This window comes from Herbaspirillum autotrophicum, assembly GCF_001189915.1.
In the GTDB taxonomy this organism is placed as follows: domain Bacteria; phylum Pseudomonadota; class Gammaproteobacteria; order Burkholderiales; family Burkholderiaceae_D; genus Herbaspirillum; species Herbaspirillum autotrophicum.
Genome location: NZ_LFLS01000033.1, coordinates 25,547 through 47,859, shown reverse-complemented (window position 1 = coordinate 47,859; position 22,313 = coordinate 25,547). Strand labels below are relative to the sequence as shown.

The 22,313-nt window shown below is 59.7% G+C and carries 14 protein-coding genes; 7 read left to right on the top strand and 7 right to left on the bottom strand.

Features of this window, described 5'->3' with window-relative positions:
- Positions 1–161: 161 nt before the first annotated feature.
- The 5 genes from AKL27_RS21380 (at position 162) to AKL27_RS27910 (ending at position 5,818) form a co-directional block, all read left to right on the top strand.
- On the top strand, positions 162–2,351 hold the full coding sequence (locus AKL27_RS21380; protein ID WP_083439199.1) for a peptidase domain-containing ABC transporter: 2,190 nt from the start codon (positions 162–164) through the stop codon (positions 2,349–2,351).
- Between the two features lie 63 nt (positions 2,352–2,414).
- A complete protein-coding gene (locus tag AKL27_RS21375; protein ID WP_050464892.1) occupies positions 2,415–3,809 on the top strand; it encodes an HlyD family type I secretion periplasmic adaptor subunit in 1,395 nt (464 codons plus the stop codon).
- A 332-nt stretch (positions 3,810–4,141) separates the two neighbouring features.
- Positions 4,142–4,480 carry a hypothetical protein gene (locus AKL27_RS21370; RefSeq protein WP_157057039.1) on the top strand — a complete coding sequence of 113 codons (339 nt, stop codon included), beginning with the start codon at positions 4,142–4,144 and terminating at the stop codon, positions 4,478–4,480.
- 238 nt (positions 4,481–4,718) lie between these two features.
- Complete coding sequence (locus AKL27_RS27915) at positions 4,719–4,889, top strand: hypothetical protein (RefSeq protein WP_157057038.1); 171 nt, start codon at positions 4,719–4,721, stop codon at positions 4,887–4,889.
- Positions 4,890–5,173: 284 nt separating this feature from the next.
- Positions 5,174–5,818 carry a hypothetical protein gene (locus tag AKL27_RS27910; RefSeq protein ID WP_050464889.1) on the top strand — a complete coding sequence of 215 codons (645 nt, stop codon included), beginning with the start codon at positions 5,174–5,176 and terminating at the stop codon, positions 5,816–5,818.
- A 222-nt stretch (positions 5,819–6,040) separates the two neighbouring features.
- On the opposite strand, the gene AKL27_RS28185 is transcribed toward AKL27_RS27910, so the two are convergent.
- Entirely contained in the window at positions 6,041–6,235 is a 195-nt protein-coding gene (locus AKL27_RS28185) for a hypothetical protein (protein WP_198156041.1), read from the bottom strand.
- Positions 6,236–6,362: 127 nt separating this feature from the next.
- Here AKL27_RS28185 and AKL27_RS21355 point away from each other — a divergent pair, with 127 nt between their 5' ends.
- Both AKL27_RS21355 and AKL27_RS21350 read left to right on the top strand, forming a co-directional pair.
- Positions 6,363–14,063 carry a S8 family serine peptidase gene (locus AKL27_RS21355; RefSeq protein WP_198156040.1) on the top strand — a complete coding sequence of 2,567 codons (7,701 nt, stop codon included), beginning with the start codon at positions 6,363–6,365 and terminating at the stop codon, positions 14,061–14,063.
- A 293-nt stretch (positions 14,064–14,356) separates the two neighbouring features.
- Complete coding sequence (locus tag AKL27_RS21350) at positions 14,357–15,946, top strand: EAL domain-containing protein (RefSeq protein ID WP_050464887.1); 1,590 nt, start codon at positions 14,357–14,359, stop codon at positions 15,944–15,946.
- A gap of 90 nt (positions 15,947–16,036) precedes the next feature.
- Here AKL27_RS21350 and AKL27_RS21345 read toward each other — a convergent pair whose 3' ends face one another.
- From AKL27_RS21345 to AKL27_RS21320, 6 genes are read right to left on the bottom strand one after another with little or no spacing between them, the layout of a single operon-like run.
- Positions 16,037–17,230: an HD-GYP domain-containing protein gene (locus AKL27_RS21345; protein ID WP_050464886.1), complete on the bottom strand. Its 1,194-nt coding sequence runs from the start codon at positions 17,228–17,230 to the stop codon at positions 16,037–16,039.
- A gap of 22 nt (positions 17,231–17,252) precedes the next feature.
- A complete protein-coding gene (locus tag AKL27_RS21340) occupies positions 17,253–18,125 on the bottom strand; it encodes an alpha-amylase family protein (protein WP_198156039.1) in 873 nt (290 codons plus the stop codon).
- Positions 18,126–18,130: 5 nt separating this feature from the next.
- Positions 18,131–19,141: an alginate O-acetyltransferase AlgX-related protein gene (locus tag AKL27_RS21335; RefSeq protein WP_083439197.1), complete on the bottom strand. Its 1,011-nt coding sequence runs from the start codon at positions 19,139–19,141 to the stop codon at positions 18,131–18,133.
- Complete coding sequence (locus tag AKL27_RS21330; protein ID WP_050464885.1) at positions 19,141–20,238, bottom strand: alginate O-acetyltransferase AlgX-related protein; 1,098 nt, start codon at positions 20,236–20,238, stop codon at positions 19,141–19,143. Before AKL27_RS21330 ends, AKL27_RS21335 begins: the two co-directional genes overlap by 1 nt.
- A gap of 2 nt (positions 20,239–20,240) precedes the next feature.
- Positions 20,241–21,602: an MBOAT family O-acyltransferase gene (locus tag AKL27_RS21325; protein ID WP_050464884.1), complete on the bottom strand. Its 1,362-nt coding sequence runs from the start codon at positions 21,600–21,602 to the stop codon at positions 20,241–20,243.
- A gap of 12 nt (positions 21,603–21,614) precedes the next feature.
- Positions 21,615–22,313, bottom strand: a complete 699-nt coding sequence (locus tag AKL27_RS21320) for an alginate O-acetyltransferase AlgF (RefSeq protein WP_198156038.1) — start codon at positions 22,311–22,313, stop codon at positions 21,615–21,617.

The following is a 22,313-nucleotide window of genomic DNA, read 5'->3' as shown; positions in this document are numbered from 1 at the left end:
CGCTGCACATCAACTCCGCCACGCCGGCGCCGGACCTCCGGCGCATGGACGAAGCCACCGTGCAGTCATCCCGCAGCACACCCGGCGTTTTCATGCGCTCCGCCCGAAGCGTATGCGTGCTTGTGCCGGCGCTGCGGGGATTGAAAAAATGAAAGCAACAGATGTTGATCAAAACCATGAGTCGCCATGGCTTTTTCTGGGCCTGGCAAGGCATTTGCGCATTGCATCGCAAACCGTTCGCGCTGCACCTGGCGCAGCAGCAGCAGGCCGCACCCTATACCACGGCGTCACTGGCGCGGGCGCTCTGCGCCAGCGGCTTCGACGTCGAAGCCGGCGTGGTGCCGCCGCATGAGCTGGTGCGCGGACGTTTTCCGTTGCTGGTCTGGCTCAGTACCGGCAATGACGCCGGCGAAGCGGTCCGCATGCAGGCCGCTGCCGCAGCGGACACGGAGCAAGAGTGCGATGCCGGCGCTGAGCATGTGGCAGCCGATGGCGTTCTGGAGGTGAGTCCCGGTTTCATTCTGCAAGCCGACAGCGAGCGGGTGCTGATCGCCGAACCGGATGCCGCCGCGCCGCGCATGATGGCGCTCAGCGAACTGGCAAGGCGCTATGCCGGCGATGCCCTGCATATCGTGCCCGGCTTCGAGGCGGCGATTGACCCCGACAGCGCCGCCGGCGCTGCGCGACCATTCGGTTTTCACTGGTTCATTCCTGAATTGCGCAAGCATCACCGGCTGTGGCGCGACATCATACTGGCCTCGCTGGTGATTCAGCTGATCGCGCTGGCGACGCCATTGTTTACCCAGGTGATCATCGATAAAGTCGTCGTGCACCGGACTGAGAGCACCTTGCTGGTAATCGTGACCGGCATGATAGTGCTGATCCTGTTTTCATCGCTGCTGTCGTGGTTGCGCCAGTATCTGGTGCTGCACACCGGCAACCGGGTGGATGCGGTGCTCGGGGCGGCGGTCTGCGCCCATCTGTTCAAGTTGCCGCCGCTGTACTTCCAGCATCGTCCCACCGGCGTGGTGGCGGCCCGGCTGGAGGGCGTGGAAACCATTCGCGAATTCATCGCCAGCGCCGCCGTCACCCTGATCCTCGATTGCCCGTTTCTGCTGATTTTTGTCGGCATCATGTTTTACTACAGCGTAACGCTGACCTTGCTGGTGCTGGCGATTCTGGCGCTGATTGTGGTGCTCAGTCTGGTGGTGGCGCCGATGTTCCAGCAGCGCCTGCAGGAAGAGTTTTTGCTGGGCGCCCGCAATCAGGCCTTCCTGACCGAATACATCGCCGGCATGGAGACCGTCAAATCACTGCAGCTGGAGCCGCAACTCGACAGTAAATACAGCGGCTATCTGGCCAGCTATCTGCAAGCCGGTTTCGCCACCCGGCAACTGAGCAATACCTACAATACCGTGGCCGGTTTGCTGGAACAACTGATGAATTTGCTGATACTCGGCTGCGGCGCCTGGATCGTCATGCAGGCGCCGGAATTCACCATCGGCATGCTGGTGGCATTTCAAATGTTTGCCAGCCGGCTGTCGCAACCGATGCTGCGGCTGGTCGGCCTGTGGCAGCAGTTCCAGCAAGCCAGCCTGTCGGTGGCGCGGCTCGGTGATCTGATGAATGCACCGCCGGAACCGTATTCGGTGATCCCGGCCCGCGATGCCGCGCGCAAGGGCGAGATCCGGATCGAACAGGTCGCCTTTCGCTATCACCCGCAACAGCCGCTGCTGTATCGGGAACTGTCACTGACCATCGCCGCCGGGCAGATGACCGTGATTACCGGGCCCTCCGGCTGCGGCAAGAGTACGCTGACCAAATTGCTGCAAGGTTTTTATCAGCCGGTGAGCGGCCGTATCGTTATCAACGGCGTCGATATACGCTATCTGGCCGCCAATGAATTGCGCAGCAACTTCGGCGTGGTGCCGCAGGAAACCATCCTGTTTTCCGGTTCGGTTTACGACAACCTGCAACTGGCCAGCCCGCACGCCACGTTTGAACAGATTGTCATCGCTTGCCGCATGGCGGAAGTGCATGACGTCATCGAAGCCATGCCGCAAGGTTATCGCACTGAAATCGGCGAACGCGGCGCCGGCATGTCGGGCGGCCAGAAACAGCGGCTGGCGATTGCGCGGGCCTTGCTCAAGCAACCGGGTATCCTGATTTTCGACGAAGCCACCAGCGCGCTTGACGACGACACCGCCGCCAGTTTCGCGCGCACGGTCAACAGCCTCAAGGGCCGGGTGACGATGCTGTTCATCACGCATTGCTTGCCCGCAGGCTTGCAACCCGATGTCGTGATCCGGCTGAGCGCGCAGGGCGCGCAAGAGATCCCGGCACCGGTCTGAATCCGGCCTGAATTCCCGGGCTGTATCCCCGGTCCGAATCCCCCTATCCACCAGAGAGAACCGATGCCAGAAAACTCACCTGATTCCACTCCGCGGCACCTGCCGGCTGCCGGTCGCTGGCATGATCCGCTGGGTCTGATCCGCAACAATGCGCCGGCACCCGGGTGCCGTATCGTGGTGTGGAGCATCGCCTTGCTGATCGCGATCCTGATCATCTGGGCCGTATTCGGCAAGCTCGATATCATCGCCACCGCCAATGGCAAACTGGTACCGCAAACCTTGCTCAAGATCGTGCAGCCTTCCGAAGCCGGCATCGTGCGCGCGCTGGAAGTCACCGAGGGCGATCATGTGGTGGCCGGGCAGGTGCTGGCGCGACTCGATGCAACCGAAGCGAGCGCCGATCAGGCCGGCGTCGCCAGCGAGCTGCATCAGCAGCGCCTGCAACAACGCCGCATTCGGGCGGCACTGGCGGGGCGGCCGATGCAAGCCGTCAGCGGCGATGACCGGCAATTGTTTGAGCAAGTGCAGCGTCAGGACCAGGCCCACCGCAAAGCATTCGGCGACAGTCTGGAACAGGAGCAGGCCTTGCTGCAAAAGGCCGAACACGAACAGCGCAGCGCAGCCCAGATCCGCGACAAGCTGGAACAGACCCTGCCGACCTACCGGCGTGCCGCCGAGGCCTACCGGCAACTGGAGCAGCAAGGTTTTTTCAGCTCGCTGGCGGCGGCCGACAAGCAGCGCGAAGCGATAGAACGCAGCCGCGATCTGGACGCGCAGCGTTCGATGCTGGCCGCGCTCGATGCCACCATCGCCGCGCAAAAGCTGCGCATCACGCAATTGCACAGCAGTTATCGCAGCGATCTGGAACGGGAGCTGGCCGAGATCGGTGCCCGCATCGCGCAGTTGCAGCCGAGCCTCGACAAGAGCCAGTATCGCACCGGCCTGATGGAACTGACGGCGCCGCAGGACGGTGTCATCAAAGATCTGGCGACGACGACCATCGGCGCCGTGGTGCAACCGGGCACCGTCATCATGACGCTGGTGCCGCGCGACGAACATCTGTACGTCGACGTGCATATCCGCAATGAAGATATCGGTTTCGTGGAGGTTGGCCAGAAGGCCAAGATCAAACTGGCGGCCTATCCGTTCCAGAAATACGGCATGCTCGACGGCACCATCACCCGCGTCAGCGCCGATGCTGCCGACACCGGCTCCCCGCAGGCACGCGGCAACGCGCGCAGCAATGACCACACGGCCGCCCCGGAACACAACAGCGCCACCTATAAAGCCCGGATCGAACTCGACCGCCAGGTCCTGATCGACCCGCAGCGCAAACACCTGCCGCTGGCCGCCGGCATGCACGCCGTCGCCGAAATTCATCAAGGCACGCGCACGGTGCTGGCCTATCTGCTGTCGCCGATGCGCAAGGCAGCGCAGGAAGCGGGGCGCGAGCGTTAGAGGCGGCAGGCTTTGACTCAGTGAACAAGGTGGGCGCCGCGGACGGGAAATGGTCTCTGCCATATTACTGATGGCGATCAGCGACATCAGTAGCCGAGCGTGATCGCGGCAGCTGCTTGCTTCCTCGCTGGTGGTGAGGAAGCAAGCGATACGCCATCATCGCAAAAGGAGAAATTACCCGAAAAAAATGCAATATCTTCTATGTTTATTTCTCGTGCCTGATAGCAGGATGTCGGCTTTGTAACGATCTTCCGCGTGCGATCACGCGCTCGTACCTCGGCGCCCATCAACTCTGCCGCAGCGCTGGTTGCGGTTATCACCGACTCCTGAACATGATCAGACTTGCCTGCCCTGTTGTCATCCTCGCCATGCTGTTTTCTCCGGTTGCCGTCATGGCGCGCACCGTTATTTGTTGTCCGTCGGCGGCATCGGTGGCGACGTCGGTATCGGCTGAACGCGTTTTCGTCGTAGCGGCAGTCTTGACGCGTCACGGCAAAAACATCGAAGTCCAATTGGTGCAAGGATACCGCGCCGGACTGTCAGGCGATGAAGCGCTCGGAAAATTTACACGTGACGCGCTCAATCTCTATCCCGGCTACGGGATATTGACGACCGTGGTATCCGAACTGAAAACGGACAGAACCGCGCACGTGTGCGGGGTGGATGCCTGAGCATGAAACGCAGCGGTACGGTGGACATTTTTTATTGATGGAAAATCGTCGTCGTTGCAATTTTCCTGTGCGCATTCCGGCACCGGGAAAGAGGCGATTGTTGCGAATTTTCTGGTCAATTTGCATGGTAGCGTCTTTGTCGCGGACGGCCGCGGCATGCGGGTGAACACCGAAGGCGATGCTGTCACCGGCACTCAGCGTTCATACACGGTCGGCGGCAGTGGTAACGATATTCTGCATGGCGATGACACCGGCCGGTGGTCAGGGCAGTGATACGTTATATGGCGGCGGCAGCGGTGCGTTCATGGGCGGTGGCGGGGATGACTGGATGAGTGACGTGATCGTGGGAGTCAGTTTTTCCGCGTTGGCGATGCTGTGCATGCCATTCGCAATCGTTGCGCGAAGATAAATTACCCGAAAAAAACGCAAGATCTTCTATGTTTATTTCTTTCATCGAGTAGCAGGATGCTTCTTTCGATGCAATCTTCGTCGTGCGATCCGGTTGTCATGCATTACCTCTTCCACGACGCTGTCCAGGCCATCACAGATTTCTGAGCAAGATTCTCAATGGCAGTAGCGCGGAGATCCGATGGATGTAGTTTTCCAATTTCTTTGCGTGCGATTAATGATGAATATGTCAGCGCTGCGCGTGTCGCCTGTTGTTTTTTATCTGGCATTGGGATCTCTTGATTGATGAAAAATCATCCCCGGCATTTCAATTTCCCTGCTGTTATTCCGGAGTCCGAGAAAGATCCGTTGCGGCCACTTTATCTCGCAGTCTTTCTATTTTGGGGACTCGGTTATGTCCTGTACTTCTGGGCGTATTTTGCGCCTACGCCGCAATGGGGGCGAGATTTTATGCTGTCGATGATGTCAACGATGGGAGCCTTGGAATCTGCTGCGCGTGTTGCTGCGGTTTTTCATCACGACCCGTTTCCGGCGCAGGTGGTGATCATGTATTGCGGAGTAGGGGCGATTATCTTGACTTGTTGGTTTGCCGTCTGGTTTGCGTATTGTCGTGATGCGCGCGCGACTTTTCTGATTCCAGATAAAGAGGAGTCGTCCGCGTATGCGTTGGTGAAATCGGTATTGCTGTATATGACAATGACATTTTTCGGTGTGATGATTTCCTATGGACTTTTTTGGGCATCTTTTCCCGGTTTTGATCCGAAAGATGTTCAATTTCATTCTGCCAGATTCAGCACAGTTTCTTACTTGCTGTTTACCTCCGTCTTGTCACCATTCTTTATTACTGTTTCTCCGCTGAAGTTATATGCGGTGTTATTCAACAGAAGTTTGTCACTACAGAAAGGTATTGATCATGGGAAACACCACTGATACGAACAATGATGCGGATGCAGCTAAAGAGATTTCAGTGTCCATCCTGTTCGGCGGCATTGGGAAGGCGGGAGATACGGGCGCCTCTGTTGCAAAAAAAGCGCTTCTCGATGCGTTCAAGACCGCCGGAAATCTGAATGATGTAGCGGCTCGTCTCGGTATACCGGTCATGTGGGTGAAGGTAGCCGGCGTCAATCTGGTCACCAAAAATGGTTATGACGCTTACAAGATAACGGTTGCCGTCAAAAGTGATAATCCCAGTGCGGTGGTGAAAGAAATTTTTTCGACTGGTGTTGGATTGGCAATGACGGCTATCACTACTGTCGGCATAAGAAAAACGCTGGGAAATGTGCGAAAAATAGGTCCAGTAATAGCCGGTGTTGGTGCCCCCATCGTTGGCATTGCTGCAGGAGCCATCTCTTCATATCATGCGGGAAAAATCTGGGATAACACGTTGGAAAATACCGCTCCTGGGCAATGGTCAGTCAATCAAATGACAGAGCGATTCAGCATCGGCCTCAGAATCACAGAAGGCAGCAGCACTGTGCCTGTAATAGATAATCTGCCTCCAGCCAATCAAGTACCGAATTCAATACTGGTACTTGACCCCACCGACAATCAAGAAAAACTCATCTTCCATTCCAGCGCCCGGCCCGTTGCCGATCCCGATGTGCTGACCGGTGACAATATTTATACCGTGCAGCAAGGCGATACCTTGTGGACGATTGCACAAGCCAACGGCTGGGATCTGGATGCCTTGATTGCAGCCAATCCGCAATTGAGCGATCCGAATTTCATTCGCACTGACCAGAAAATCCATGGATTGCCAGCGGTGGCAACACAGGACGCGTTCGAGCTCGCGGTGTGCAACACCAGCAATGCCGAACGCAAAGGCGCCAGTGACAGTCAGGCCGAGGCTGATGACGTGCGCAACGGGCTGGTGGGCTCGGGTGGCAGCTGGAAGCTCAGGTATGACGCCGACAAGCTCAACAATAATCAATACGTTGGCGGGCTGCAGGACAACACTGTGCAAGCGATTATTACGCAGGCATTGGCCGATCACTACCGGCCCGGTAATGGCAATACGGTGCGTAATGTGATTGATACCAACAGCCTCAATGCGGTGCTCGATCCTGTGGGCACGCCGCAGTTTTTTAAAGCGCCTAATGCGTATACCGCTTATATCCTGAACAGCACCAATGCCTGGGGCCGGGTGACCTTGCCGACCGATCCGCTGGTGCTTGATCTCAATGGCGATGGCGTGCGGCTGACCAGTTATGCCGAGGCGCCGGTCTTGTTCGATGCCGATAATGATGGCGGCAGTCTGGAACAGACCGGCTGGGTCAGCAAGGAAGATGGGATCGTCGTCATGGACCGCAACGGCAATGGCAAGATCGATAACATCAGTGAAACCTTGTCGGAGTATTTTGGTGGTGTTGCCGGGCAGAACGGCGAAGCCGGCAGCAAACCGTTTGCGCATGGTTTTGATGCGCTCCAGAGTCTCGATACGCATGCCGATCAGGTATTCGATGCGCTTGATGCCGACTGGCATAACGTCAAGGTGTGGATTGATGCCAATCATGATGGCAAGAGCTGGGATGATGCCAATGGCGATGGCGTGATGGATGCCGGTGAACTGTCGGAACTGAAGAGTCTGGATGAACTGGGTATCACGCGTATCGATCTGGCGCATCAAATGCAAAGCGGTGAGGTACGCGATGGCAATGAAGTGCTGGCGCGCGGCAGCTTCCTGCAAAACGGCCAGCGCAAGGAAGCGATTGCGGCGAATTTTTTGGTCAATCCGCATGGCAGCACCTTTGTTGCCGACGGCAGTGGCACACAGGTGACTACTCAAGGCGATGCCGTCACCGGCAGCTTGCGTTCTTATGCCGCCGGCAATGGCGGAGAAACGGTCCATGTGGCTGACAAGGGTGTGCACAATGCCGCTGGCGGCAATGGCGACGATATCCTGCATGGCGATGACAATAATAACTGGCTGGCCGGTGGTCCGGGCAGTGATACGTTTTACGGTGGTGCCGGTGACGATGTGTTGATCATCGATGCCGAAGACTTGCCACATAACATCCATGGCGGTGCCGGCAATGATGTGGTGCAAGTGGTCGGCGCGCGTGGTGTCTTGCTGCATCTGGGGAATGCGGAAGTCGAGGCGGCTCAGGGCGGGCGCGGGGATGATGTGTTGATCGGCGGTGGTCGCAGCAGTGTGTTCATGGAGGGCGGCGATGGCAATGATACGCTGATTGGCGGTGCCGCCGCCGATGTCTTGAATGGCGAGGATGGTGCCGATGTGATCCAGGGCGGCGCTGGCAATGACGTGGTGCGCGGTGGCCGTGGCCGCGATCTGATCGCGGGCGGCAGCGGCAATGATCTGATCGATGGTGGCAGTGACGACGATGCATTGCACGGCGATGACGGCAATGACGTGATCAAGGGCGGTGGCGGGGATGACTGGATCGATGGCGGTGCCGGCGTTGATGCGGTGACCTTGTCGGGCAGTTATGGGGAGTATCGGATCAACCGCACGCAGGAGGGGATCTGGATCAGCGATACGGTCGCCGGGCGCGACGGCACCGATTTTCTGAAAAATATCGAGCGCGCCAATTTCAGCGATGTCAGCCGGGTCGAGATCCCGGGCACTGCGGCCGTCGGCCTCGACCATCCGTTGCCGGTCGGCGATGTATTGCGCAAGAACCAGTCCGGCCAGTTGTTTGATCGTCATCAGCCGCACCTGATCGGCAAGCAGCAGTTGCTGGCCAATGATATCGACTGGCAAGAAGATGTGCTGCACATCAGTGCGGTGTTTGACGTGACGGGCGGCAGCGCGCAGATCACTGCCGCCGGCGATGTCTTGTTTACACCGGATGCGGCATCTGCCGGTTTCATGGGTTTCAAGTACACGGTGGCTGACAGCAAGGGCAATTCGGCCGCCACCGTGTTGGATACCGCCAGCGGCGAGACGGCGGTGATGCGCGCGGCGGTGTATCTGGCAACGCCGGAATTGCCGGACGATCCCTTTCTGACTGAGCAATGGTATCTGGCGGCAGCCAATGTGTTGCCGGTTTGGCGTGATTACAGTGGCAAAGGTGTACGGATTGCCCAGTTTGAACCGGCTGGCAATTTTTCTGGCAGCAAGGAAGTGCTGGATTTCCGTCATGCCGATCTGAAACCGAACATCGATGCGGCCTGGCTGGCCAATGCCACACCGGGCCAACGTGCCGGGGAAGGCAGCGATGGTCAGTTCAGCGACCATGCGACGCTGGTAGCAGGAGTGATGGTGGCCGCGCGCAATGGCGAAGGCGGTGTTGGCGTGGCATATGATGCCAGCCTTGCGGGTTATTGGATTGAAGCGAAAGACATGGCTGCCTTGTCCCATATGCGCCACTACGATGTGGTTAATCATAGTTGGGGTTCGAAGGATAGCTTCAGTCTCAGTTTCAAACCGACCGTACTGGGCCTGATGGCGCGCGAGTATCAGGCGGCTCTGGCCCGGGGGCGTAACGGCCTGGGTACCGTGATTGTGGCTGCCGGTGGCAATCGACGGCAGCAAGGCGGCAATACCAATTATTCGAATATCTCGAATACGCGCGCCAGTATCGTGGTTGGTGCGATCAACGGCAATACTGATCTCGGTGCCTTGCAGTTTGGCGGGCGGCCGTTTTCCAATCCGGGAGCCAGTATTCTTGTGAGCGCACCCGGTTCCAATGTCAATTCCACGTCGCGGCTGGTGCGCGGCGATAATGGGTCGACTTTTGGTGCCGACCACAAGGTGGCACAGGGCACCAGTTTCGCCACGCCGATTGTCAGCGGCATCGTGGCGCTGATGCTGGAAGCCAATCCCGCACTCGGTTATCGCGACGTACAACAGATTCTTGCATTGTCGGCCAGGAGCGTGGATGATCCTGACAGCAATTGGCAAATCAATGCCAGCCGCCACTGGAATGGCGGCGGTATGCATGTCAGCCATGACTATGGCTATGGCGAAGTCGATGCGCGTGCTGCGGTAAGGCTGGCGGAAAACTGGGTGACGCAGCAGACCAGCCGCAACGAGCATAGCGCGGCCAATGCCGTGGCTTCCGGCACGCTCGATCTGGCCATCCATGATGGCAATACCGGGGGCGTGCGACATACCTTGCACATGAATTTGGATGCTGCTGCCGCGATCACCATTGAACACGTGGAAGTGCGGTTGCATCTGACGCATGCCCGCGCCGGCGACTTGATCGTCAAGCTGATCTCGCCCGGTGGTACCGAGTCGATCTTGATAGACCGGCCCGGCAAGGCGCTCAACAGTTTAGCCACCGATCGTGGCGACCACGATTTCAACGACAGCAACACCCTCGATTTCATTGTCGACAGCGCCTTGCTGCGCGGTGAACGTGCCAACGGCAACTGGACCTTGCAAGTGATTGACGCCGTCACCGGCGATGTTGGTGTGCTGCACGACTGGAGCATGAATGTCTTCGGTAGCCAGGCCACGTCCGATGACCACTATGTGTATACCGATGAATATGCCCAATTGGCGGCGGTGGATGGCAGGAATGTGCTGGCCGATGACAACGGCGGCAAGGATACCCTCAATGTTGCCGCGCTCAGCAGCGCCAGCCGGATAGATTTGGGCAGCGGCAGTGCCACCGTAGCCGGGGCAGCGCTGACGATCCGCAATCCGGACGGCATCGACAACCTGATCGGCGGCGAGTGTGACGATACGCTGACCGGCAATGCCGGCAACAATGTACTGGTGGGTGGTCGCGGCGATGATGTGCTGACCGGTGCCGGCGGCATCGACATCCTGTTCGGCGGTGCCGGTCGCAACACGCTCAGCGGTGGCAGCGACGGTGATTTTTTTGTGATTGAAAAAGACCGGTGCGATGCCGCCCACAGCGATACCGGCATGACCGCCGCGATGACCACGATTACTGACTTCACGGCAGACGTTGATCGGCTGGTTCTGTCCGGTTTTTCGGAAAACGTTCTGCAGCAAGTACAGATTCTGCAGCAGGATGCCGATACCATCGTTACCCTAGATGAGGGCGCGCCGTACCGGATTGTGCTCAGCAACACCGTGGCTGCCAACGTCAGTCTCGACGCTATCTTGTGCGTACCGCAAGGCGTGGTGGTGCGTGATGTGCTGGCGGCGCAGTCCCGTCTGTCCGGTTCCGGCATGGCAGACTACATGAATCATGTAAACCATGCGCCGGCATCGCTCAATTCGACCATCACCGTGCCTGGCAGCGGTGACGATATTTTGTATCTGGACGGTGAGGAAAGTTTGTCCGGTCATTTCATGACCGCCGTTACTTTAGTGAGCGAGAATATTACATTCGGGGGGACCCGGGGGCAAATAGGTAGGGGGGCGATCGGCGGTGCCGGCAATGACCGTTTTGTGCTCAGGCAAGACCTTGGTAGCGATGCCGGTCGCGGTGTGCTGAAGAATCTGATCGAGGACTTCGAAGTCACCAATCCGCAGGAAAAAATTGATGTGTCGGCGATCACCACCGTCCGTTCGCTTGCCGACCTGCATTTCAGCAACGTCAACCTGCAGGGCCAGTACTATCTGCGCGTCTGGCTCGGGCCGATGGCTGGCAGCACGCAATACATCAGTCTGCGCGGTATTACAGCAGCTGAGCTGACTGCCGATCATTTCATTTTCCATGGCGCAGCGGCGTTGCCGGCACCGACGCCGGCGTTGCTGAAGGTCAACGGCACCGACCGTGACGATACCTTGACCGGCGATGCCGGTGGCAATCTGCTCGACGGTGGTCCGGGTCGCGACCTCATGGACGGTCGCAGCGGTGACGATACCTATATCGTCGATGACCTGGGGGACGTGGTGCGGGAACAGGCCGGCGGCGGTTACGATCTGGTCAAGGCCAGCGTCAGTCATGTGTTGCACGATGAAGTCGAAGTGCTGATGCTGACCGGCAGCGGCCACATTAACGGCAGCGGCAATGCGCTCGACAACCGGATCGTCGGCAATGCCGGCAACAATGTACTGGATGGCGGCGGCGGGGCGGATATCTTGCTCGGCAAGCGCGGCGATGATACCTATGTCGTCGATCACAGTGCCGATAGTGTCATTGAAATGGCGGAGCAGGGATACGATACGGTGCTGTCATCGGTCTCGTTCACGCTCGGCAATCATCTCGAACGCCTGTTGCTGTCGGGCACTGATGCTATCAACGGCAGCGGCAACGCCGGCCCTAACCGTATTCGCGGCAACAGTGGCGATAACCGTTTGCTGGGCGATGCCGGCGATGACAGCCTGGATGGCGGTGACGGTCACGACAGCATCTACGGCGGGCGCGGCAATGACCGGCTGGTCGGCGGCGCCGGTAACGATCTGCTCGACGGTGGCAGCGGCAATGATGTGTTGATTGGCGAGCGCGGTGATGATACCTATCTGCTGTATCGCGGCATGGGACAAGACTATGTGTATGACGCTGATGTCAGTGCCGGCAATCGGGACAGCATTCGTGTGGCCGCCGATCTGACTGCCGCCGACATGCAACTGGCAAGAGATGGCAATGACCTGCTGGTGATGATTGCTGATACCAATGAAGGCATGCGCATCGGCGACTGGTTTGGCAGCAGTGCGACCAAAATCGAGCGTATCCAATTCGCTGGCGGTGAACACTGGGACGTGGCAGCGATCAGAGCACGGGCGGCTACGCGTGCGGCGACGGCTACCGATGTGCCTTATGGCAGGGGATGGCGCGAACGTGAACGCAGCTGGCGGGACCCGATGGGCGCTGGCACGCAGGAATCAGCTCATGAATCAGCTCATGAAGCAGCTCATGAGTCCGCCTACGCCGACGGCGAGGCTGCGCCGGATACGCTGGTGATGTATCGCGGCATGGGAGCCCGCACCGTCGCGCCGGCAAATGCCGATGCCGGTGCACACCCGCGCGGCATGGATACGGTCAAGATCGATGCCGCGATCAGTCGTGACGAGTTGGTCGTGACGCAGGCCGGCAACGATCTGGTGTTGTCGGTCAAGAATGACTGGTTTGCTGCGCTGCGCATTACCGACGGTGCTGATCATTTGCAGGTGCAGTTTGCTGATGGCGAGATGTGGGACAGTGCCGCCCTGCGGCAGCGTGTCAAACCAGTGAACAGTGCCCGCGGCTATGCGCAATGGCACCTCGGCTTTGGTGCGCTGTATTTCGGTTACACCGACAGCGCCGGTTTCAGCGGTGCCAGTGATGGTGCCGATGTCTTGACGGGAACGGCTGGTAACGATGTGCTGTTTGGCGGTGCCGGCAACGACACACTGTCCGCAAATCGCGGCCACGCTGTCTTGTTCGGCGGTGCCGGCAACGATAAGCTGCTCGGCAAGTTCGGTAATGATGTGTTGTTTGGCGACGCCGGCAACGATGAACTGCGCGGCTGCTACGGTAACGATGTGCTGTTGGGTGGCGCCGGTAATGACAAGCTGTACGGCGCCGACGGCCGCGATGTGTTATTCGGCGGTGCTGGCAATGATGAGTTGCGTGGAGACTACGGCAACGATGTGCTGTTCGGCGACGCTGGCAACGACACGCTGTACGCATCCTACGGCCACGATGTGCTGTGTGGTGGCAGCGGCGACGATACGCTCAACGGCGGTCAGGGCCGGGATTTCATGGTTGGCGGGCGCGGTAATGACGTGATTCAGTCACTGTGGGAAACCGACATCATCGCATTCAATCGCGGTGACGGCAGTGATCGCGTCAGTCGTCAGCGCATCGCCTGGGTACAGAAAGAAAAGTCTTGCCTGTCGCTGGGCGGCGGCATTGTCTATGCCGATTTGCTGCTCAAGAAAAATGGCAATGATCTGATCTTCGCCACCGGCAACCATGAACAGATAGTGATGGAAGATTGGTACGCTCAGGCCGGCAATCAACGCATCGGCATTTTGCAGATGATCATTGACGATACTGCGGACTACGACGCAACCTCGGCCAGTGCACTGCATAACAAGAAGATTGTGCAATTCGATTTCGACCGGCTGGTGACGCAATTTGATACCGTTCGTGCCGCCGATGCCAGTGTGAATCAGTGGACGCTGTCAGGCGCATTGCTGGATGCGCATCTGGCCGGCAGTGATAGCGCCGCCATTGGCGGCGATCTGGCCTGGCGCTATGCGCGCGACGGCAATCTCTCGTCGCTGCCGGTGGCGCGCATGCGATCGCTGCCGGCCGTTGACGGATTCGGGCACCAGGTACAGGCGTTGTCGTTGGCTGCTTGATCAGGCGCGAACGTTGTTGAATATTCTTTTCTTTGGGACGTGAAAAACGGAATAGAAGATATTCTGTTTTTCATCTCTCTGGTGCCGCAAGCGCATGCCTTGTTTCCCTCGTTTCACGCCAGCCTCAACCATGACATGGCTTGCGAGCTGTCAGTCACCAGCGCGACGACTGCGCTCGCAGATGTCAGCCAACAACACCCGATTTGATTGCGTTGCCCGCTTCTCGGCAAAGCTTGAATCAGATACCATTTCTTCATTGAAACATTTCCAGTCTGATAACCAGAGGGACGTGGATGATCCGCAAACGCCTGATTTGCATGGCCGTGATATTGGCGGTGGCCGGTGCGGCGATTCCGCTGACGCTGAGTTTTTACCTGTCATGGAATCATGCGCTGCAAGCGCGGCAGGAAAAGCTGGCGCACATTGCCAACAAGGCCATCGTGCGTACCAATCAGGTGCTTAATGAAGTCAATCAGGCCTTGCACACAATGGCCGATCTGCGGCAACCGGCGTGTTCCGATGCACACATCCGGCAAATGCGGATGATCGCCATCGATAACCGCAGCGTCGAAGAAGTCCGCTATGTGGAAGGCGGGCTATTGAAATGCACGTCCTGGGGCATTCCGCGCGAGACCGGTTCGCACCCGGCCACCGACGTGGTCCTGTCGAATGGCATGCACGCCACGCTGGGGGTGGTATCGGCAGCCAGCGGCGGCAAGCAGATGACCGGCCTGCATTATCTCGCTCATCATGTGCTGATCGACCCGGCACGGTTCGTCGACGTCATCGCCGATGGCGACATACAACTGGCCGTGGCGACTGCTGACGGCAGCGTGCTGGGCTCGGTCAACGTGCCCGATCCGCAACGCATCCGGCAACTGTTGCTGCATCCCGAACGCAGCCAGACCGAACAGGATTTGTTTGCGCAGGTGGGCGACCGCGAACTGGTGGCGATCGCGCTGGAGTCGCGTAGCAGCGTGCTGGTCAGCTTGCAACAGGAACAAACGCTGCTGTTGCCGGTCGGCGTGATACTGGCGGCGCTGCTGGTGGGCCTGGTAGGGTGGCGCTTGCAGCAGCGCCTGTCGCCCTTGGGCGAGTTGACGATTGCCGTCCAGCAGCGCGAATTCGTGGTGCATTACCAGCCACTGATGGAATTGAGCAGCGGCGCCTGCATCGGCGCCGAAGCGCTGGTTCGCTGGCAGCGGCAGGATGGCAGCATGGTGCGGCCGGATTTGTTCATTCCGTTGGCCGAGCAGAGCGGTTTGATCCTGCCGATTACCGATCAGGTGGTGGCGGCGGTGGTCAGCGATCTGCAAGCCATGCTGAGCCACGACAAGCAGTTGCACGTCGCGGTCAACGTGTGCGCCGACGATATCCGCAGCGGCCGCATTCTGGAAGTGGTGTACCGGGCGCTGGAGGGAACCGGCATCGCATCTCCGCAAATCTGGCTGGAGGCTACCGAGCGCGGCTTCATCGATATCGACGCCGCCTGCATCACGCTGACCAAGGCGCGTCAGGGCGGACATCGCATCGCCATCGATGATTTCGGTACCGGCTACTCCAGTCTGTCTTGTCTGCAAGGCTTGCCGCTGGATGCACTGAAAATCGACAAGTCCTTCATCGATACCATCGGCACCGAAGCGGCCACCAGCAGTGTCACGCCGCATATCATTGCGATGGCCAAGACACTCAGCCTGAAGGTAGTGGCAGAGGGCGTTGAAACACAGGCCCAGGCTGACTGTCTGCTGGCACTGGGCGTCGATTATGCGCAAGGCTGGTTGTATGGAAAAGCCATGCCGGCCGCCCAGTTCAGCCGCTTTTACCTGGAACGGAAAAAGCCGGTGGCGGTGGTGTCGGCACCGGCTCCGGTGTTGTCGGCCTGAGTCTGAAACGGCTGCCGGTTGCGGGGTCCGGCGCGGCAGACATGCGGGCCGCCGGCGATTCAGTCAGACCTCGTCGCGCTGCCCGTCCGTTCATATCACATCGATATTATGCAAGCCCCACGCTTGCGGATCGACGTGCGAGAGGATCCGGTCGTGGGTATTCTTTTTCGACAGATCGATGATTTCCGGCTGGATCCGGGTTCCTGATTTGGTCGAGAAAAAAATCCTCACGCGCGGCGCCAGCAAGGCATCGTTTTGATCGACCACGATGGCCAGCCGGCCGGACTCCATCAGCACACAGGAACCACACGGAAAAATGCCGATGCTCTTGATGAAGGCTTCGCGGATATGCGGATCGAAATGTCCTTCGCTGTTGAGCATGATGCGAATCGCTTGACCCGGTTCGCTGCCGCTCTTGTAGGACCGGTTCGAGGTCAGCGCGTCATAGACATCGCATACCGCACCCATGCGGGAGAGCAGCGAGATATCGGGGCCGCCGAGGCGATGCGGATAACCGCTGCCGTCGAATTTTTCATGGTGATGCAGGGCGACGTCACTCACCGCCGCATCGAGGTGGCCGCTGTTGAGCAGCAGTGCATGACCGATTTCAGGATGTTGCATGACGATGGAAAATTCATCGGCGGTCAGCTTGCCCGGTTTGTTCAGGATCGTCGCCGGCGTTCCTATCTTGCCGATGTCATGCAACAGTCCCGCCATGCCGGCTTGCTGTATCTGCGCCGGCGGTAATCCCAGTTGTTGCCCGAGCCGGATCATGTAGGCGCATACCGCAACGGAATGCAGGTAAGTGTAATCATCGGCAGTCTTGATGCGGATCATGCTGAGCAGGGTGCCGCTGTTGCGGGTGATCGACATTTCCACCTGTTGTACCAGCGAGGAGGCTTCCTTCATGCTCAGTGCTTTGCCCAGGCGGGCGTCGCGGAACATGTTGATGACCGTGTCGCGGGAGGCTTCCAGCAGCTTGCGCGCCTGCGGCGCTTCCTGTTCCGACAACAGTTGTGGCGCCGGTTCTGCAATGATATTTACGCGGGCGTCTGCGCTGGCCGCCGGCACCGGGCCGGCCGGCATTTTTGGTGCGGCAACATCGAGACCCTTGCCGGTATCGATGATGATTTCATCGATCCGCGCCGCCCGCAGGCGCAGCAGATCTTCACGCGACTCCAGCTTGAACGAGCTGCGCCAGAACGGATGTTCAATCCAGGCCGAGGAAATCTGGTGGATGTACATCCCCAGGCGAAGTTGCTCTGCAGATATCGGTTTCAGCATGGCGGCACGGTCAGTTTGCGGTTCAGTCGGGAGCAGCCAGATGCTTGCGCAATGTGTCAACGGTGTTGTCCGTTACATAATGCGGACCATCAAATAAATAGACCTGATATTTATGTTCTTTATACACCTGTAATTGCGGCCAGAGTTCATCCACCGTGGCGGCGCGAAAGCTTTTTTTGTCAGTGGGGCGAAACGCTTCCGCGATCAGCCGCACGCGCGCGATCCCGAAGCGCTGACGCAAGCTGGAAAAATACAGTGCCGCCACTTCCGGACTGCGGGCGTGGACGCCGACGCCGTCCTGAAAGAAGATGCCGACATCGTCCGGCAACCAGCGCGATAACCAATCGGCGAGCGCGCGCGGACCGATGTTGCTGTTGTCATACACGCTGACCCACAGCGGCCGTGGCAGTTGCGCCAGTACCGCTGCCAGGGCTGGTGCTTCGTCCCAGGTCGGATCGATTTCTACCGGGAAATACCAGCCGCTGACCTTGAACGGCAGCGGCAGGGCGGCGATACACCGGGATTGCGCCAGCAAGTGCGGCAAATTGTTGCGCGCCTGTTGCTCGTTGAAATTGCCGGCCAGTCCGAGAATGATTTCACTGGCCCACGTTTGTGCCGCAATCCTTGTCCAGTCGGGCAATTCCGGCAATGGACGGGCGCAGCCGCCGATCAAACTCTGATCGTCGACCACGCTCCATTGCACCAGCAAAGTCTTGGCGCCCAGCAAGTCCCAGTTGCCCTGCGGACGCACGGTCTGATTATCCGGTTGCCACACGACGCCCGCCACCGGCGGCGAGTTCCAGCTGCATGAACTCAGCAGCAGCAAGGCCGGCAAGAGCAGCCAGCGCACTATCTGCGGCCAGACAACAGGAAACGGCGGCGAAGTCGGTGGCATGCCGCTTATTTCGCCAGGGCCGCGGCCATGCGGCTGCGCCAGGTCGCCGCGCTCATGCGGCCGGCAGCGTCCCAACTGGCGCTGGCATCGGGGCCGCTTTCCAATTGTGCTTCGTTGAATTGCCATACCACCACCAGCGGTTTGTTGTGTGCAAAATCCGGCCGTTCCACGGCATCCAGCATGGTTTTCCAAGGACCGACATTGCCCGGATTCCAGGTCAGGCCCACCGGTTGGCTGAGTGCATTCGACAGTTTTTGCGGAAAGCCCAGATACGGTTGCACAAAGCTGTTGCCGACCACCTGTACCGGCGCCGGGCCGGTATCCAGCAAGGCATCGCCGGCATCTGCGGTTTTGCGCACGGTATAGGTATCGCGACCGATGCGTTTGCGCTCGGCCGGGCGCATGAAATTGCTGGCCAGATCGCCATAGCGGCGATCATTGGTCCATTCGCCCAGCACCGTGCCGGTGCCCCCGGGTGGCAGGCTCCAGCTGGTATTGATGCGCTGGGCGGCGACCTCGGCCGAGGCTTCGGCGGCCCAGGCGGTCCAGTGATAATCGGCGCGATAGAACGCGGTTTGCTTGCCTTGTTCCACCGTCTGCAATACCGCACGGTCATCGAAGCTGTTGATGCCGGCTTTGTTCAGCAAATCGAGCACATCGCTGTAGCGCGACAACACCTCCGGCGCCAGTTGCACTTGCTGCGGCAGGCGCTGCCGGTAAAACGCCGCCTTGGCCGGCACTACCATCACCAGCAAGCCGATCTTGCGTGCCGCCAGCAGATCGCGGGTCTCCTGCAACAGTTTGATATTGGCGGCGAGGCCGGTACGGTCACTCTTGTCGCTGCGTTCCCAGCCTGGAAACAGCCAGCCGTCGCTGCCTTCAATCACGCTGCTGCCACTGTCGGCGGCCCCCGCCGGCAGTGTTGTCAGTACGCTGCAAGACACGGCCAGCGTCAGCACGCAGCGCAGGAACGCGGGATAAGTTGCGCCGGGCGCTGACTGGTGCTTGAACTTCATTAGTGTGCTCCTGTAGAAAGGGGTGCCGCACCGGAGGCGGCGTTGAGATAAGCCGTTTCGGCGGCAGTCAGCGGCTGATAGAGGGCGCGCAGCGGCCACTCCCAGATCAAGAGCCGGATGTCTTGCAGGCGTGCCGGATGCTGTTGCAGCAAGGTCAGCAGACTGCCGGCGAAACCGCTGCCGGCCGCGCTTTGCTGTATCACTTCCTGTTGCAATGCGGTTTGCAGATAGGCGAGGAAATCGGTGTTGGTCGAGTAGGAAGAGCCGGCCAGCATCAGGTACGGCGACGCACTGTCGTCCAGCAAACCGCCGCTGCGGGCTATGTCGAGCCTGATGTCGTAGTCCAGATCGGGCAGCGGGCCGAAGGGGGGCTGGTTGGTGCTGATGCCGGCCAGATGCACCAGATCGCCGGGGCGGATATGGGCGCTGTCATTCACATGCAGCCGGATCGGCGTCGGCGGCGCCAGCGGCAACAGACTTTGGATGACGATGGCCACCCGGCTCGCGGCGGCGGTGGCGCCGCCCCGGTTCCAGTGACTGTCGGTGCGCCAGTAACCGGGCTGACGCCAGCCGGCGGCGAGATCGACTTGCGGCAACGGCAAACTGGCCGAGCGCTGATGCCATGTGTGCCGGCGGTCAGCGGCCTGCATCGCCACGCGCATGCCGCAGAGCTGGGCAGCGGCCATTTCCGCCTTGTCCGGCACCGGCACGGCCAGCAACACGATGCCGCGCTGGCGGAACTCGGCGATCAGCAAACGCGTCAGTTGCAGGCGCTGCGATAAATGCCGCTCGGCGTCAGGGCTATAGCCGGTTTCTTCACTCAGGAACAGCCAGCCCGGGCAACCGCTGCGCACTTGCGGTCCGGTATCGGCAGTGAGGGCATACAACACGCCATTGAGCGCGCGCTCCACTGGTGTATCGGCTGGCACTGCGGCAGCCACCTGCTTATCGAAGGTGGCCGTGATCGTGCCGTCATGCCACCCGGCTTGCGCCAGTTGCCGCTGCCACGCCGGCAATTCCGGATACAGGCGCAGCGCCAGCCAGAGCATGCCGGCAAAGATGATGAGCAGAAAGGCGAGGGTGTTCAGGCGGCGCATGATCAGAATTGGAAATAAAGAAAGGGCACCACGGTGCGGCCTTGCAGCACCCATACCGCCAGCAGCCACAGCGGCAGCGCCAGCCAGCCGGCCAGTTGCGTCAGACGCTGTTGCCAGTGCGGTCCGGCCAGCGGCAGGTAGATCAGGATGACGCCGAGCAGCAGCGTCCAGCCTTGATTCGGTCGCAAGGCCGAGGCCAGTGCCGACGACAGTTGCCAGCCATGTTGTCCGCTCAGCGCCGCCAGCATCAAGGCCACTTCATTCCAGGTCTGCGCCCGAAACAGCATCCAGCCCAGCATCACGAACAGCAAGGTAATCCCGTGCGCCAGCCAGCGCGGCAATGCCGGCCAGCCGGCGCTGCGCCACACGCGTTCGAGGACCAGGCCGGCGCCATGCCAGAGGCCCCACACCATGAAGGTCCAGCTGGCGCCATGCCACAAACCGCCCAGCGCCATCGTGATCAACAGGTTGATGCAACCGCGCGTGAGGCCCTGACGGTTGCCGCCCAGCGGGATGTACAGATAGTCACGCAACCAGCTCGACAAGCTGATGTGCCAGCGCCGCCAGAAATCCGACAGGGAGGTGCTCAGATAGGGGTGATTGAAATTTTCAGGGAATTTGAGGCCGACCATCAATCCCAGTCCGATCGCCATGCTGCTATAGGCAGCGAAGTCGAAATACAGTTGCAGCGTGTAGGCCAGCACTGCCAGCGCGGCGTCGGCGGCGCTCGGCGCCTGCAACAGATAAGCGCTGTCCACCAGCGGCGCCAGGGTATCGGCCAGCAGGATTTTCTGGGCAAAGCCGAGCATGAAGCGTTCGGCGCCGGCGGCAAATTCCTTGCGGTCAAAGGCACGCGCCTGCAAGCGTTGCGCTACCCATTTGTAGCGCACCACCGGGCCCGCCACCAGATGTCCGAACATCGATTGATAGGTGGCGTAGTTGATGAAACTCGGCTCCGCCTGCACGGTCCCGCGATAGACATCGACCGAATATGAAATCGCGCCGAACACGAAAAAGGACAAACCGATCGGCAGCAGGATATTGTCCCAGCCGCTGACGTCGGCGGTGGCGGCCAGCAGATTGGCATACTTGAACCACAACAAGGCCAGCAGCGGCCAGGTAATGGCCAGCCATAGCGCGTGCTTGCGGCGCTGACCGTATTGCCGGTCGAGCCAGCGGCCGGTGAGCCAGGACCAGACCGCAATGGACACGATCAACGGCAGAAAATCGAGACGCCACCAGGCATAAAACAGCCAACTGAACGCCAGAATGCACAGATTGCGCCAGCGTTGCGGCGTCAGTGCATAGGCCAGTAAAAATACGGGCAGAAACAGGAACAGGAAACTGGTGCTGGCAAAAACCATGGCGTGATCGCTTCAGCGGCTGCCGCTGTAGGCGGCGGTGGCATCGACCTGACTTGACAGGCGCGGCTGCGCCACGGTGCCGGTCAGGAACACGCTGATGCGGTCACCCGATTTCATCGGCGGCAAGCTGCTGGCCGCTGCCGCATTGTTGTTGGCGCCATTGCTGCATTGGCCGCTGACGCTGGCGCGCACCGGATTGATGCTGCGCCGCGCCGCCTGGTTGGTATTGACGCCGCTGAAAATCTGCGCGCCATCCTGCAAGCGCAAGGCAGCATCGCAGTTCGCAATCAGATTGTAAAAACGCAGTTCGGCCTTGAGATCGTTGCGGCCATCGGTGGCGTCGGCAATCAGCGCCGGGGTCTGGATCGGGGTCGGCGGCAAGACCACGGTATAAAACCCGCCGGCGGCAATCTTCAGCGGCGGCAGGGTACGGCCATCGAGCGTGATGATCAGATCGCCGGCGGCATCGACGACGCGATAGTCACTGGCCGGTTTTTGATTGCCATGCAAGATGTCGGCCGGATTGCGGCCGATGGTGACGCGCCGGTTCTGCGCTTCAGGATTGAGCACCCGCACGTAACTGGAACCGGCCGGCGCCTGCGCTGCATACAAACGGGCAATTTCCTGCGCATGGGTCGCTGTGCTCAGGCTGCACAAGCCGCAGACAAGTGCCGCCAGCCGGCGCCAGGGGATCGGGAAAGAATTCATCAT

What these genes read in the sequence shown, in the direction of transcription:
- AKL27_RS21350 (WP_050464887.1), top strand. Translation starts at nt 14,357, where the DNA reads ATGATCCGCAAACGCCTGATTTGCATGGCCGTGATATTGGCGGTGGCC.
- AKL27_RS21370 (WP_157057039.1), top strand. Translation starts at nt 4,142, where the DNA reads ATGATCAGACTTGCCTGCCCTGTTGTCATCCTCGCCATGCTGTTTTCT.
- AKL27_RS21325 (WP_050464884.1), bottom strand. Translation starts at nt 21,602, where the DNA reads ATGGTTTTTGCCAGCACCAGTTTCCTGTTCCTGTTTCTGCCCGTATTT.
- AKL27_RS27910 (WP_050464889.1), top strand. Translation starts at nt 5,174, where the DNA reads ATGAAAAATCATCCCCGGCATTTCAATTTCCCTGCTGTTATTCCGGAG.
- AKL27_RS21320 (WP_198156038.1), bottom strand. Translation starts at nt 22,313, where the DNA reads ATGATGAATTCTTTCCCGATCCCCTGGCGCCGGCTGGCGGCACTTGTC.
- AKL27_RS28185 (WP_198156041.1), bottom strand. Translation starts at nt 6,235, where the DNA reads ATGGCTCCTGCAGCAATGCCAACGATGGGGGCACCAACACCGGCTATT.
- AKL27_RS21380 (WP_083439199.1), top strand. Translation starts at nt 162, where the DNA reads ATGTTGATCAAAACCATGAGTCGCCATGGCTTTTTCTGGGCCTGGCAA.
- AKL27_RS27915 (WP_157057038.1), top strand. Translation starts at nt 4,719, where the DNA reads ATGGCGATGACACCGGCCGGTGGTCAGGGCAGTGATACGTTATATGGC.
- AKL27_RS21375 (WP_050464892.1), top strand. Translation starts at nt 2,415, where the DNA reads ATGCCAGAAAACTCACCTGATTCCACTCCGCGGCACCTGCCGGCTGCC.
- AKL27_RS21340 (WP_198156039.1), bottom strand. Translation starts at nt 18,125, where the DNA reads ATGCCACCGACTTCGCCGCCGTTTCCTGTTGTCTGGCCGCAGATAGTG.
- AKL27_RS21330 (WP_050464885.1), bottom strand. Translation starts at nt 20,238, where the DNA reads ATGCGCCGCCTGAACACCCTCGCCTTTCTGCTCATCATCTTTGCCGGC.
- AKL27_RS21335 (WP_083439197.1), bottom strand. Translation starts at nt 19,141, where the DNA reads ATGAAGTTCAAGCACCAGTCAGCGCCCGGCGCAACTTATCCCGCGTTC.
- AKL27_RS21345 (WP_050464886.1), bottom strand. Translation starts at nt 17,230, where the DNA reads ATGCTGAAACCGATATCTGCAGAGCAACTTCGCCTGGGGATGTACATC.